Source organism: Aureimonas sp. AU40, assembly GCF_001463785.1.
Taxonomy (GTDB): Bacteria; Pseudomonadota; Alphaproteobacteria; order Rhizobiales; family Rhizobiaceae; genus Aureimonas.
This window is the reverse complement of record NZ_BBWL01000061.1, coordinates 39,837-51,842: the sequence shown is the minus strand read 5'-3', so window position 1 is coordinate 51,842 and position 12,006 is coordinate 39,837. Positions and strand designations below refer to the sequence as shown.

Genomic DNA, 12,006 nt, shown 5'->3' with positions numbered 1-12,006 from the left:
TGACCTCAGGCAGACCGTGCGCGACGCCATGGCCAAGGCGGGGCTGTAGGATTCTAGAACCCGGGACAAAGCCTGCCGGGATCGACTGGCGGGTCCTTGGCCGCTCCCGCCGTCGCGAATGCTTAAGCTGAGCCATTGGCATCACTCCGGGCTCGCTCTTCGTGAGCTGGCCAAAGTCTTGCGCGCATCCTCCCCCCTTAAGTCTTGCCCCGATCTCTGAGGCAACGCTCCCTTATGGAGAGAGCCGCATCGTACTTCGCTTTCGATAGCAGAGCGCAGCGCCTTGGAGCGCCGAGTTCGGGGAATGGAAAACCTCCCGTTGATCTCGCCCGGTCGCCGGGCGGATCGCAACGCCGCTCCCCGGGCCGAGCAGTCTATCGCCAGTCTAACGATGCTTCGAAGCTCCCACTGACATCGGCAAGCCGATGGCTTGGCTGCCTGTATTCCACCTCCCGATCGACATCCATTCCGCGACGAAACGCCTCATGCCGCTCGCTGCGCCTCTGCCGCAACGTCAGCTAGCCCTGGTCTAATCGCCTTCGTGGCTGCTGAAGACAAGGCGCGTCCGATTTGACACGGAGGCGTTCTTTCCCGCATTTCCAAGGCGGGATCGGCGTCCGTCTGGGTCGGCGATATGAGGGAGACGACGTTTCGATCATGCCTGAGCGTCTCGGCTCCGAGCCGAACATTCCCGCCGTCGACCGCTCTCCGCTCGATGTCGCCGGTCTTCTGTCCCGCCCGATCTGGAAGGAACTTCGCACCTTTCTGGCGGTGGCCAAGAGCCGGTCCTTCGCGGAAGCCGCGGTAATGCTGAACACGAGCGGGCCGACGGTCAGCCGCGACGTGAAGCGGCTGGAATCGCAGATCAACGCGCAACTCGTGGTTTCCAGCCATTCCGGCATCACGCTGACCGAGCAGGGCCGGGGGCTGGCGATGGACCTCGCCGATCTCGACTTCAAGCTCCACACGCTCTCGTCCAATATCGGCCGCGAAAAGACGGAGCTTGCGGGCACGGTGACGATCAGCGTCACCTCCGGCCTGTCGGTCGCCTTCGTGGCGCCGGCGGTGATGCGGCTCGGCGCGCGCTATCCCAATATCGCGGTGGATCTCAAGGATCAGATTTCCTTCGTCGATTTCAACAAGAACCAGGCCGAGATCATGCTGTCCATGGCGCCGCTGCCGCGCAGCGACGTGACCTCGCGCGAGGTCGGCACGCTGCATCTCATTCCCGTCGCGCACCGCCGCTATATCGAGACGCAGGGCGTGCCAAGCCTGTCGCGCCTCGGCCAGCACCGTTTCCTGCAATGCAGCTACTACACGGCGGCGGGCGATCCCTGGGAGCGTTGGCGCGAGATCGTCCGCGCCGGGCTTCCCGCCCATAGCGCCGCCAATTCGCTCGCTTACTACTCCTTCGCCAAGAGCGGGATGGGTGTGGCGTTGCTGGGCAACTACGTGCTGATCGACCCGGATTTCGTGCCGATTGACCTGAACGTCCACATTCCCATTAAGCTCTATCTCGTCGCCCTGACGGACCGGCTTCGCTCGCGGCCCGTGCGCGCGGTGTTCGACTGGCTGGCCGGGACCATTGCGGACAATCCGATGTTCGCGCGCGAGCTGACCCTCCAGCCGACCCGCTCGGCGCCGGAAAACGATTTTCGCGCCTTTTTCAATCTGCCCTTGCTCTAGCCTCCCGCGTTCGCCGGTTCACCTCGTCGGCGATGTCGATATAGGCGTTGCCGACATCTTCCAGAAACGAGCTGAAGTCGGGCGGCAGGGCGCTGGAGTCGGACAGCAGCCGCAGCACCATTTCGGTGTGCATGCGCAGACGGTTGACGATCTCGACCTGCGTGTGAGCGATGGTGAAGTCGGTGTCGAAGACCCGCAGCGCGTCGTTCTTGGGCGCGGCGCTCATTCGAAGTCGCTCGGCCGATCCCAGTCGCCTTCCACCCGGAGAAGCAGCGCGCTGTCGGCGTCCATCGTGATCGCCTTGTCGTGCGGCTTCAGCGTGCCGACGACGGTGATGTAGGGTTCGGAATGGCCGAGGATATAAGCCGGCTTATCGTCCAGCGCCTCGAAGCCGAAGAGCTTGGTCCAGAGCTTGGTCAGGCGCGGTTCGGACTGCGTCATGACTTTCGAATAGCCCTTGCGGGCGACATGCTCGAAGGTCGCCTGGATACAGCGCTTGATGACGAAGGGGTTGCGCGCCTTCTCGCGAAAGCAGGTCCGCTCGTATTTGGCGAAGCCCGCGAACCAGCGGATGCGCAAGGCGCCGATTGGCTCCTCGTCGTCGTAGAAGACGAAATGCGTGGCCTGATTGTCGTTGCCGTCGAACACGAAGCGGGAGGGAACGTCCAACTCGTGCACGAAGCAGATGCTGCGCAGGATCGTGATGTCCCGCATATGGTCGGCGCTCGTCGCGATCACCGCGCGCAGGCTGTTGCTGCCGGGGCGGGGAGCGCTGGAAGTCGGGGAAACGGACATGATATCGTCTCGTTCGTTGCGTGACCCCAATCGTGCCAAAGACATGCGCTTGGTCGGAAGCATCAAGATTTTGAAGGGCGTTTCAAATATGAACGACTTCGACGTGCTGGAGCAGCGCTACGTCCAACTGGCGGTGGAAGGCGTCGGCCTGTTCGGCGACGACCCCGCCGAGATCCGTCGCCATATCGACCGGGCGCTGTCTGGCTGGAGCGAGGCCGATCGTCGGCGGCTGCGCGAGCTTCTGGCGATCAAGACCAGCGCGCCGGCACAGATGGGGCCGGGCGAGAGCCTGTGCTGAGAGATCAGTCGCAGGCGACGCTGACCTCCTGCGGGATGACGAGCCCGTCGAAATAGGCGTCCGCCGGCTTGGAGGCGATCACCGCGCGGCAGCTTTCCGCCCCTTCGCCGCGAAGGAGGATCGGCTCGCCCGCCGCCAGCGCCGCGCCCACGGCATAGTCGGGGTCCTTGATCTCCACGCCGATCCGCGCCGTCTTCGGCGCCAGCGGCTGGGGCAGGCGCAGGCCGAAGGAAAAGGTCACGCGCCCGTCCGCCACTGCCGCCTTGAAGCCGAAAGGCTCGGGAACCGGAACGCTCTCGCCGTTCACCGTCAGGAAGGTGAAATAGTGGATGGCCGACAGGCGCGCGAAGGTCTCGTCGCGGATCGCCCCGCTTTCCGCCTCGCTGAAGGTCCCGTCGGCGTTCTCGTCGTAATCGGCCAGAAGCTGCGCGCTGAAGGTTTCGTCGAAGGTCCAGCTTTCTCCGAGCCCGGTGATCGCCGAGCCCTCGAAATTGAACAGGAGATGGCAGTCCATCGTGATGTCGGGATGGGCCGCTGCCGGCGCGGCCGGCAGCAGGGCGGCAACCAGGCCCAAGGCCAGCGCGCGGAGGCGGATCGAAGCGCCTGTCCTCATGGCGGCGATCCCTCGCGAAACGGCGTCGCCGGGCGCGAGCCTTGCGGAAACAGCTCCTCGGCGGCCGGCCCGGCGAACGGGTTCGGCCGGGGCGCCGCCGGCCCGGACGGGGCGGGGGCCGGCGAGGGAGAAGGCGGCGGCGGGGGCGCGACCGCGCGGCGCGGCGGCACGGTGGAGGCCGCGCCGTAAAGAAGCCCGATCGCCAGCAGCCAGCTTCCCAGGATGCGCGCGCCGATCGGCGCCCAGCGCGGGCGAAAGGCGCGGACGGTGAGCGTGACGGCGAGCAGCACCCAAGCGCCGGCCAGCGCGCCGATCGGCCCGACGCGGGGGTCGTAGAGCGTCGGGTCGGTCAGGCGCATCGCCGCCATGTGGAGAAAGCCGAGAAGCGCGGCAACGGGGAGCGCGAGCGCCGGCCGCAGCCGGCTCGGCGCCAGAAGCGCCAGCCCAGAGGCGACGGCCGCCACGGGGCCTGCGAGAAACAGGTGCTCAGCCGCGTGCGGCACCGGCGCCATGACAGCGATGAACAGGCGATGCCCCTCCCAGCCCGCCGCAGCGCCAACCGCGAAGGCGGCGAGCGACAGCCCAAGGCCGAGCGCCGGCACCAGCGCCAGCGCGACGCCGAGCCCGGCGAGCGGCAGGACGCGCTCGAAGCCGAGCGCGCCGACCAGCACCCATCGCTCCAGCATGTCGCCGCCGGCGCTGTTGCGCAGGGCGAGCCACGTCACGACGCCGCCCCCGAGAAGGAGCAGCGCCGGCCCGGCCCAGCGGGCGCGGGGTGGTGCGAGCCGAGGCTCAGGCGGCAAGGAAATAGCCGCCGCCCAGCGTAATCATGAGACCCAGCGCGCGGGCGATGCGCCCATGCATCGGCCGCTCCAAGGCAAGGCCGACACCGATGCCGAGAAGATGGATGAGACCGGTCGCCAGCACGAAGCCGATGGCATAATCCGCCGGATCGGCCGCGTTCGGCAGTTCCGCGCCATGCGCATAGCCGTGACAGATGGCGAAGACCGAGATCAGCGCCAGCGCCGCCCATTCCGGCGGCTTCCAGGCGCAGGCGACGGCAAGACCCAGCGCCACCAGCGACAGGGCGATGCCGATCTCGATGCCCGGCAGCGCGATGCCGGAAATGCCGATCACCCCGCCCAGCACCATGATGAGCGGGAAGGTGACGGGCAGGGTCCAGACCGAGCGCCCGCCCATCTGCGCGCCCCAGAGGCCGACCGCGAACATGGCGAGAAAATGGTCGGCGCCGGTCAGCGGATGCTCGAAGCCGCTGCCGAAGCCTCCGGCATTGCCCTGGAGGATATGGGCCTCGGCGACGCCGGGAAGCGCCAGCGCGAGCGCGGCTGCGATCAGGGCGGCGGATGCGAAACCGGAAAGATTGGGACGCATGGACACTCGCAAGAGTTTGGGCGCGGGCTGGTGAAAGCGCGGCGCGCCGGGGATGCGATTCGGACAAGGGCCCGCCATCCTATCACGAGAAAGGGAGCGGCCCGTGACCTCGATTCCCGCCGATCGTGGCGGAAACGGGACGAAGGCTTGAGAGCCGGTTCGAAAACGCGGGCGGGGTTGGTCTTCGGACTCGGTCCACCCTCGCTTCGGGGACACGGCATAGGCTTCGCCCATCCGTATGCGCATAGGCCGATCCGTCCTGGGATCGCTCCGGTTGAGTGCATCCAAGGCTGCGAGATCTGCCTAAGGCCGCCATTCGCCGGGATGCCGAACCATGCTTCGAAGGGTGACACGCCTGCGAGCCGGAGTGCCTGCGCTCATATCCCGGTCCCGTCTTCTCGGAGGCCAACCTTTGCCTCCGACATTCCGTCGCTCGTCCGGCTAACTCGCGAGGAGTCGGCTGGCCGTCATCTTGGTCAGCACCATCGCCCATATGCCCTCGCTTCGCTCCCAGCCTTTCGGCGCCTCCATCCGCCGCCCGCAAGTCCTGTTCCCTGCGCCAAACCGCCTGCCTGTTTTCGCCTCGATCGAAAAATCCTTGGCAGCCCCGGCCGCGAAGGCGCTATCAGGAGCGCCGTGGCCGACAAGGGCGAAAGCCGGGTCGGTTTCGGAGCCGCAGCGGCGCCGGACGCTGCCCTTCGGGGCGGGACCTGTCCCGGCTCGCCGGTTCCGAGCCCGAACGGCCGAGAGAAGAAACGGAGCGTCTTGTGATCCTGTCCGACACCGTGATCCCCGGAATGCGCCTTCGCGACCATCGCGTCGCCGTGCCGCTCGACTGGAGCCGGCCGGAGGGCGGGCCGACGATCGATATCTTCGCGCGCGAGGTCGTGGACCCCTTGCGCGACCGCGAGGCCGATCTGCCCAGGCTCCTGTTTCTCCAGGGCGGGCCGGGCGGCAAGTCGCCGCGCCCGGCGGGCGGCGGCCCGTCCTGGCTGAAGGAGGCGCTGAAGACGCATCGCGTCATCCTGCTCGACCAGCGCGGAACGGGGCGCTCCAGCCGGATCGAGGGCGCCGACATGGCGCGCTTCGCCGGCGCCGAGGCGGCGGCCGAGCATTTCTGCCTGTTTCGGGCCGACAGCATCGTGCGCGACGCCGAGCACCTGCGCAAAACCGTCTTCGGCGGCGGCAAGTGGGAAACGCTCGGCCAGAGTTATGGCGGCTTCATCACCATGAGCTACCTGTCCTTCGCGCCCGAAGGCCTGTCCGCCTGCTATGTGACGGGCGGCCTGCCGGGGCTCCGGACCGGCGCGGAGGAGGTCTATCGCCGCACCTTTCCCAGAGCGCGCGAGAAGACCCGGCGCTATTACGAGCGCTACGAGGGGGACCGCGCTCTGGTCGGTCGTGTCGCGGACTTTCTGGAGGCCGAGGACGTGCGCCTGCCGGATGGCGACCGGCTCACCGCGCGCCGCCTTCAAATGCTGGGCTTCGACTTCGGCATGGGGCCGGGCTTCGAGAACGTCCATTGGCTCTTCGACGAGGCGTTTTCCGACAGCGGCCAAACGCGCCTGTCCGACCATTTCCTCGCCGCCGTCGAGGGGCTCACCGGATTCGCCGGCAACCCGCTCTATGCCGTGCTGCAGGAATGCATCTATGCGCAAGGCGAGGGGGCGACAGGCTGGGCGGCGGAGCGCGTGTCGCTCGCCCATCCCGACTTCGCGCCAGGTCATCGGCCGCTGCTCTTTCCCGGCGAGATGATCTATTCCTGGATGTTCGGCGAAATCCGCGCGCTGCGCCCCTTCCAGGCGGCGGCCGAGGCGCTGGCGGCCAAGACCCGTTACCCGCTGCTGGTGGACACGGCGCGCCTTGCCGCCAGCGAAGTGCCGCTCGCGGCGGCGGTCTATTTCGACGATCTCTATGTCGATGCCGGCCTGTCGATCGAGACCGCCGCCGCACTCGGCAATGCCCAAACCTGGATCACCAACGAATACGAACATGACGGGGTGCGCGCTTCGCCCGCCGTCTTCGCCCGCCTTCGCGACATGGTGCGCGATCGCGGCGGCCCGCTCGCTTCCTGACCCTTGGTCCCGACCCCTGGACGAATGCCCATGCTTCCCTTTGCTTCCTGGTCCCACCCCGTTCCCCGCATCACCGAGGCCGAGCGCCTTGACCGGCTCCAGCGTCTGCGCGCGGCCATGGAGGCGGAGGGCGTCGCCGGCCTGCTGCTCGGGGCGACCGAGAGCCTTCGCTATTTCACCGGCTTCGTCTGGCACGCGAGCGAGCGCTTCTGCGGCGCGCTGGTGACGCGCGATCGCCTCGTCTATCTCGTGCCCGGCTTCGAGGTCTCGCGCTTCGAGACGCTGCCGCATCTGCCCGGCGACTGCGCGCCCTGGCAGGAGGACGAGGAGCCCGCCGCCCTGGTGGCCGACCTCCTTGGCCCCTCCGGCACGCTGGCGCTGGACGAGCAGATCCCGCTCTTCGTCTACCACCGGCTGGCCGGGGCGATGGGCACGGATCGCCTTCGCGACGGCGGCCCGCTCGTGTCGGCCTTGCGCATCCGCAAGTCGGCGGCCGAGATCGAGCTGATCCGCCATGCGATGGGCATCACGCTGGAGGTCCAGGCGCGCGCGTTCGACGCCATGCGCCCCGGCGTGCGTGCGTCCGAAATCGTGGCGCTGATCGACGCCGAGCACCGCCGCATGGGCGCCGACGGTGGCTCGACCTTCGCCATCGTGTCCTTCGGCGCGGCGACGGCCCTGCCGCACGGGGCCGAGGGCGATCAGGTGCTGAGCGCGGGCGACCTCATCCTGGTGGACACGGGCTGCCGCCTCGACGGCTACCATTCCGACCTCACCCGCACCTACATGATCGACGATCCCGAGCCCGAGATCGCCCGCATCTGGGCGATCGAGCGCGAGGCGCAGGAGGCGGTCTTCGCAGCCGCCCGGCCGGGCGTCGCCTGCTCCGCGCTGGACGAGGCGGCGCGCCGGGTTCTTGCCGCGCACGGGCTCGGGCCGGACTACCATCTGCCCGGCCTGCCGCACCGGGCCGGCCACGGGCTCGGGCTGGAGATCCACGAGGCGCCCTATATCGTGCGCGGCAACGGCCGGGTGCTGGAGCCCGGCATGTGCTTCTCGATCGAACCGATGATCGTCCTGCCCGGCCGCTTCGGCATCCGGCTGGAGGACCACGCCCATGTGACGGACAGCGGTGCCGACTGGTTCACCCAGCCGCAGGACTCGCTCACCGATCTCGGTGTGACGCGCGGCTGATCGGGGGAGGGCAGGGGGTCGATTCCCCATGCCCGCCGCCGCTCTTGTCTCGCCCCGTCAAAGTCCCCGCAACGGCGCGTGGCCGTTGCGGGGAGAGTCTTAGTCGAGGAGGTCGGCCAGCGAGATCGGGAAGCGGCGGATGCGCTTGCCGGTCGCGTGCCAGATCGCGTTGGCGACGGCGCCGCCCGTGCCGGTGATGCCGATCTCGCCGACGCCCTTGATGCCGAGCACGTTCACGTGCGCGTCGTCCTCGTGGACGAGGATCGTCTCCAGCGAGGGCACGTCGGCGTTCACCGGGATGGGGTATTCCGCCAGATCCGCGTTCATCACGCGGCCCGAGCGGCGGTCGGTCACGGCGTGCTCGTGCAGCGCGAAGGAGACGCCCCAGATCATGCCGCCGAAGAGCTGGCTCTGCACCAGCTTCGGATTGATGACCCGCCCGGCCGCGAACGCCCCGACGAGGCGCGTCGCGCGGATCTGGCCGAGATCGGGATCGACCTTCACCTCGGCGAAGACCGCGCCGTGGGCGTGCATGGCATAGGCCTCCTGCGCCGCGCCATCGGCCGCCGCCTCGCCCTCGGCCTCGATCTTGGCGAGACCCGCCCGCTCCAGAATCGCGGTGTAGGGCTCGCCCCGGCTTTCGTCGTCGCGCCGCAGGAGCTTTCCCTCGCGCGCGATCGTGCCGACATTGCCGGCGCCATAAAGCGGCGAGCGCTCGTCGCTCACCGCGAGTTCGGCAAGCTTGGCGATCACGGCGAGGCCCGCCTTGTGCAGCGCCATGCCGGCCGTCGCCGTGTGGCCCGAGCCGCCGGCGATGCCGGCGTCCGGCAGATCCGACGTGCCGGCGCGGAACTCAACCTCGTCCATGCCGAGGCCGATCGCGTCCGCGCCGATCTGGGCGAGCGCCGTCCAGGCGCCCTGGCCCATGTCGTGCGCGCCGGTCTCGATCAGCCCCGTGCCGTCGCGCCGGATCGTCGCACGCGCCTTGGCCTGGAACATCAGCGCCGGGAAAGTCGCCGTGCCCATGCCCCAGCCGACCAGAAGCCCCGCCTCGTCGCGCATCTGGCGGGCTTGCTGCGGCCGCTTCGACCATCCGAAACGCTCCGCCCCCTGCCGGTAGCATTCGCGCAGGGCCTTGGAGGAGAAGGGCTTGCCCGAGATCGGCTCGACTTCGGCATAGTTCTTCAGGCGAAAGGCGAGCGGGTCCATGCCGGCGGCCTCGGCCGCCTCGTCGATGGCGCTTTCCAGCGCGATCGAGCCCGTCGCCTCGCCGGGCGCGCGCATGAAGAGCGGCGTGCCGGTGTCGAGGCGCACCACGTCGTAGCTCGTGCGGATGGCGGGGCTGGCATAGAGCGTGTGGGCGACGTCGGCGGCCGGCTCGAAGAAGTCGTCGAACGTGCTGGAGGTGGTGCGCGTGTGGTTCTCGATCGCGGTGAAGCGACCGTCCTCCGCCATCCCCAGCCGAATGCGCTGGCGCGTCGGCGCGCGGTGGCCGACCGGGCCGAACATCTGCTCGCGGCGCAGCACCAGTTTCACCGGCCGGCCGGTGAGCCGGGCGGCGAGGATGCCGAGGATCTGCGGCCCGGCGGGAAAGCCCTTGGAGCCGAAGCCGCCGCCGAGGAACGGGCTGCGGATGTGGATGTTCTCCGGCGGAATGCCGAAGAGGCCGGCGATGCGCCCCTGCGCCATGGCGAGACCCTGGCTCGGCATGTCGAGCGAGAGCGTGTCGCCGTCCCACTGCGCCACGACGCAATGGGGCTCCATGGCGTTGTGATACTGCGCAGGGGTTTCATAGGTCGCGTCCACCCGCCGCGCGGCCGAGGCGAGGCCGGATTCCACGTCGCCCGTTTCGGCGAAGGCCGGGTTGCCGACGCCGACCGACTGCGGCGCGAAGCTCTCCGCCCCGTCGAGCCCGGTGCGGGCGGGCTCCGCCTCGTAGCGGGGGGCGAGCAGCATCGCGCCCTCGGTGGCCGCTTCCAGCGTTTCGGCGATCACCACGGCAATCGGCTGGGTGGGGTAGCGCACGCGGTCGTTCTGCAGGAGGTCCAGCCGGAACATGAACGGATTGGACTTCTCGTCGGGGTCGGTGGCCAGCGCCGGCCGGTTGGCGCCGGTCATCACCTCGACCACGCCGGGATGAGCGCGCGCCGCCGCCTCGTCCAGAAAAGTGACGCGACCGCGTGCGATCGTGCTGGTCGCCACCACGGCATAGAGCATGCCTTCGGGATGGTTGTCGGCGGCATAGGTCGCCGCGCCCGTCACCTTCAACACGCCGTCGCGCCGGGTCAGCGGCTGGCCGATATTGGAGCCGTGCCGGGCCCGGCGGCCGCTTTCGCTCAAGAGGGTCTCAGACATGGACGACACCTGCGGGAAGGGGAGCAAAGGGGGAGGCCGGCAGGGCGGGCAAGCGCTTCGGCGTGCCGGCGGCGGCCAGGGTGAGCGCCCGCACCACGATGCGTCGGGCGAGCTCGATCTTGAAGGCGTTGTCGCCGGAGGGGCGGGCCTCGGCCAGCGCCGCCTCGGCCACGCGGGCGAAGAGCTCGCGCCCCGGCGTCTGGCCGGCGAGCAGCGCTTCCGCCGCCTCCGCCCGCCAGGGCTTCAGCGCCACGCCGCCGAGCGCGAGGCGGCCCGAGCGGATCGTACCCCCCTCCATCTCCAGCATGGCGGCGGCCGAGACCACGGCGAAGGCGTAGGAGGTGCGCTCGCGCACCTTGAGATAGCGCGAATGGGCGGTGAAGCGCTCGGCCTCGGGCGGCAGAGTGAGGGCGAGGATCATCTCGCCCGGCGCCAGAACGGTTTCGCGCTCCGGCGTCTCGCCGGGCAGGAGGTGGAAGTCGGTGAGCGGAACCGTGCGCCGCCCGCTCGGCCCCTCGATCTCCACCAGGGCGCCGAGCGCGGCCAGCGGCACGCAGAAGTCGGACGGGTGCGTCGCGATGCAGCTGTCGCTCCAGCCGAGCACGGCATGGGAGCGGTTTTCGCCCTCCCGCGCGTCGCAACCGCTGCCGGGCTCGCGCTTGTTGCAGGCGCTGGCCGTGTCGTAGAAATAGCGGCAGCGCGTGCGCTGGAGGAGATTGCCCCCGGCGGTGGCGACATTGCGCAGCTGCGCCGAGGCGCCCGACAGAAGCGCTTCCGCCACGGCCGGGTAGAGCCGGGCGAAGTCGGGATGGTGGGCCAGATCGGCGTTGCGCACCAGCGCGCCGATCCGCATTCCGCCGCCCGGCAGCGCCTCGATGGCGGAGAGCCCCTCCAGATGCGTGATGTCGACGAGCCGGCCGGGCCGCGCGATGCCGCCCTTCATCAGGTCGAGAAGATTGGTGCCGGCGGCGAGATAGGCCGCGCCGGGCTCGGCCGCCGCCACGACTGCCTCGGCCACGCTCTGCGGGCGCACATAGTCGAACCGGTTCATGCCGCCTTCTCCCGCTCGGATTCGGCCAGAGTGGCTTGCGCCTCCAGCACCGCCTCGGTGATGCCGGCATAGGCGCCGCAGCGGCAGAGATTGCCGCTCATGCCCTCGCGCACCCGCTCGGGATCGTCGCCTGCCTGGCCCTCGTTGATGAGGCCCACCGCGCTCATGATCTGGCCCGGCGTGCAGTAGCCGCACTGGAACCCGTCATGCGCGATGAAGGCTGCCTGAACGGGGTGCAGCGCGCCGTCGGGCGCGGCCAGACCCTCAATCGTGGTGATCTCCGCGCCGTCGAGGCTGAGCGCCAGCGACAGGCAGGCATTGATCCGCCGGCCATCGACCAGAACGGTGCAGGCCCCGCATTGGCCGCGATCGCAGCCCTTCTTGGTGCCGGTGAGGTCGAGGCGCTCGCGCAGGAGATCGAGCAGCGTCACGCGCGGATCGTCGATCTCGATCGCTCGCCTTTCGCCGTTGATCATCAAATGGATCGTCGGGTTCATGCTTTCCCCCGTTCAGTGATATGTCGATGCGAAAATTCGAGGACGCGCCG

At 69.2% G+C, this 12,006-nt stretch carries 12 protein-coding genes; 4 read left to right on the top strand and 8 right to left on the bottom strand.

The window, feature by feature from the left end; all coding sequences use genetic code 11:
- Window positions 1–657 precede the first annotated feature (657 nt).
- Window positions 658–1,686, top strand: coding sequence for a LysR family transcriptional regulator (locus tag AUL32_RS23890; protein ID WP_062120952.1), 1,029 nt, complete (start codon window positions 658–660; stop codon window positions 1,684–1,686).
- On the opposite strand, the gene AUL32_RS23885 is transcribed toward AUL32_RS23890, so the two are convergent.
- Together AUL32_RS23885 and AUL32_RS23880 are read right to left on the bottom strand one after the other, a co-directional pair.
- Window positions 1,667–1,912, bottom strand: a complete 246-nt coding sequence (locus AUL32_RS23885; RefSeq protein ID WP_061973655.1) for a hypothetical protein — start codon at window positions 1,910–1,912, stop codon at window positions 1,667–1,669. The genes AUL32_RS23890 and AUL32_RS23885 overlap by 20 nt on opposite strands.
- Complete coding sequence (locus tag AUL32_RS23880) at window positions 1,909–2,481, bottom strand: hypothetical protein (protein WP_244493256.1); 573 nt, start codon at window positions 2,479–2,481, stop codon at window positions 1,909–1,911. The genes AUL32_RS23885 and AUL32_RS23880 overlap by 4 nt, the downstream gene beginning before the upstream one ends.
- 88 nt (window positions 2,482–2,569) lie before the next feature.
- On the opposite strand from AUL32_RS23880, the gene AUL32_RS23875 reads away from it, so the two are divergent.
- On the top strand, window positions 2,570–2,779 hold the full coding sequence (locus tag AUL32_RS23875; protein WP_148639962.1) for a hypothetical protein: 210 nt from the start codon (window positions 2,570–2,572) through the stop codon (window positions 2,777–2,779).
- A 4-nt stretch (window positions 2,780–2,783) separates the two neighbouring features.
- Here AUL32_RS23875 and AUL32_RS23870 read toward each other — a convergent pair whose 3' ends face one another.
- The 3 genes from AUL32_RS23870 to AUL32_RS23860 are packed head-to-tail and all read right to left on the bottom strand — an operon-like array spanning window position 2,784 to window position 4,784.
- Entirely contained in the window at window positions 2,784–3,392 is a 609-nt protein-coding gene (locus AUL32_RS23870; RefSeq protein WP_062120950.1) for a DUF1007 family protein, read from the bottom strand.
- Window positions 3,389–4,195 carry a hypothetical protein gene (locus tag AUL32_RS23865; RefSeq protein ID WP_062120948.1) on the bottom strand — a complete coding sequence of 269 codons (807 nt, stop codon included), beginning with the start codon at window positions 4,193–4,195 and terminating at the stop codon, window positions 3,389–3,391. The genes AUL32_RS23870 and AUL32_RS23865 overlap by 4 nt, the downstream gene beginning before the upstream one ends.
- On the bottom strand, window positions 4,185–4,784 hold the full coding sequence (locus AUL32_RS23860) for a HupE/UreJ family protein (protein WP_062120946.1): 600 nt from the start codon (window positions 4,782–4,784) through the stop codon (window positions 4,185–4,187). Before AUL32_RS23860 ends, AUL32_RS23865 begins: the two co-directional genes overlap by 11 nt.
- A gap of 770 nt (window positions 4,785–5,554) precedes the next feature.
- Here AUL32_RS23860 and AUL32_RS23855 point away from each other — a divergent pair.
- Both AUL32_RS23855 and AUL32_RS23850 read left to right on the top strand, forming a co-directional pair.
- Window positions 5,555–6,859, top strand: a complete 1,305-nt coding sequence (locus AUL32_RS23855; protein WP_374700980.1) for an alpha/beta fold hydrolase — start codon at window positions 5,555–5,557, stop codon at window positions 6,857–6,859.
- A 30-nt stretch (window positions 6,860–6,889) separates the two neighbouring features.
- The gene (locus AUL32_RS23850) at window positions 6,890–8,053 is read left to right on the top strand and encodes a M24 family metallopeptidase (RefSeq protein WP_062120941.1); all 1,164 of its coding nucleotides are present in this window, start codon (window positions 6,890–6,892) and stop codon (window positions 8,051–8,053) included.
- Between the two features lie 99 nt (window positions 8,054–8,152).
- On the opposite strand, the gene AUL32_RS23845 is transcribed toward AUL32_RS23850, so the two are convergent.
- Genes AUL32_RS23845 through AUL32_RS23835 form a run of 3 tightly spaced genes read right to left on the bottom strand, consistent with a single transcriptional unit; the run spans window position 8,153 to window position 11,956 of the window.
- A complete protein-coding gene (locus AUL32_RS23845) occupies window positions 8,153–10,408 on the bottom strand; it encodes a xanthine dehydrogenase family protein molybdopterin-binding subunit (RefSeq protein ID WP_062120964.1) in 2,256 nt (751 codons plus the stop codon).
- The gene (locus AUL32_RS23840) at window positions 10,401–11,459 is read right to left on the bottom strand and encodes an FAD binding domain-containing protein (protein WP_062120939.1); all 1,059 of its coding nucleotides are present in this window, start codon (window positions 11,457–11,459) and stop codon (window positions 10,401–10,403) included. Before AUL32_RS23840 ends, AUL32_RS23845 begins: the two co-directional genes overlap by 8 nt.
- Window positions 11,456–11,956 carry a (2Fe-2S)-binding protein gene (locus AUL32_RS23835; protein ID WP_062120936.1) on the bottom strand — a complete coding sequence of 167 codons (501 nt, stop codon included), beginning with the start codon at window positions 11,954–11,956 and terminating at the stop codon, window positions 11,456–11,458. Before AUL32_RS23835 ends, AUL32_RS23840 begins: the two co-directional genes overlap by 4 nt.
- Window positions 11,957–12,006: the final 50 nt, after the last annotated feature.

Bases quoted from the DNA above. Each gene is read 5' to 3' on its own strand.
- AUL32_RS23890 (WP_062120952.1), top strand. From the start codon at position 658: ATGCCTGAGCGTCTCGGCTCCGAGCCGAACATTCCCGCCGTCGACCGC.
- AUL32_RS23885 (WP_061973655.1), bottom strand. From the start codon at position 1,912: ATGAGCGCCGCGCCCAAGAACGACGCGCTGCGGGTCTTCGACACCGAC.
- AUL32_RS23880 (WP_244493256.1), bottom strand. From the start codon at position 2,481: ATGTCCGTTTCCCCGACTTCCAGCGCTCCCCGCCCCGGCAGCAACAGC.
- AUL32_RS23875 (WP_148639962.1), top strand. From the start codon at position 2,570: ATGAACGACTTCGACGTGCTGGAGCAGCGCTACGTCCAACTGGCGGTG.
- AUL32_RS23870 (WP_062120950.1), bottom strand. From the start codon at position 3,392: ATGAGGACAGGCGCTTCGATCCGCCTCCGCGCGCTGGCCTTGGGCCTG.
- AUL32_RS23860 (WP_062120946.1), bottom strand. From the start codon at position 4,784: ATGCGTCCCAATCTTTCCGGTTTCGCATCCGCCGCCCTGATCGCAGCC.
- AUL32_RS23850 (WP_062120941.1), top strand. From the start codon at position 6,890: ATGCTTCCCTTTGCTTCCTGGTCCCACCCCGTTCCCCGCATCACCGAG.
- AUL32_RS23845 (WP_062120964.1), bottom strand. From the start codon at position 10,408: ATGTCTGAGACCCTCTTGAGCGAAAGCGGCCGCCGGGCCCGGCACGGC.
- AUL32_RS23840 (WP_062120939.1), bottom strand. From the start codon at position 11,459: ATGAACCGGTTCGACTATGTGCGCCCGCAGAGCGTGGCCGAGGCAGTC.
- AUL32_RS23835 (WP_062120936.1), bottom strand. From the start codon at position 11,956: ATGAACCCGACGATCCATTTGATGATCAACGGCGAAAGGCGAGCGATC.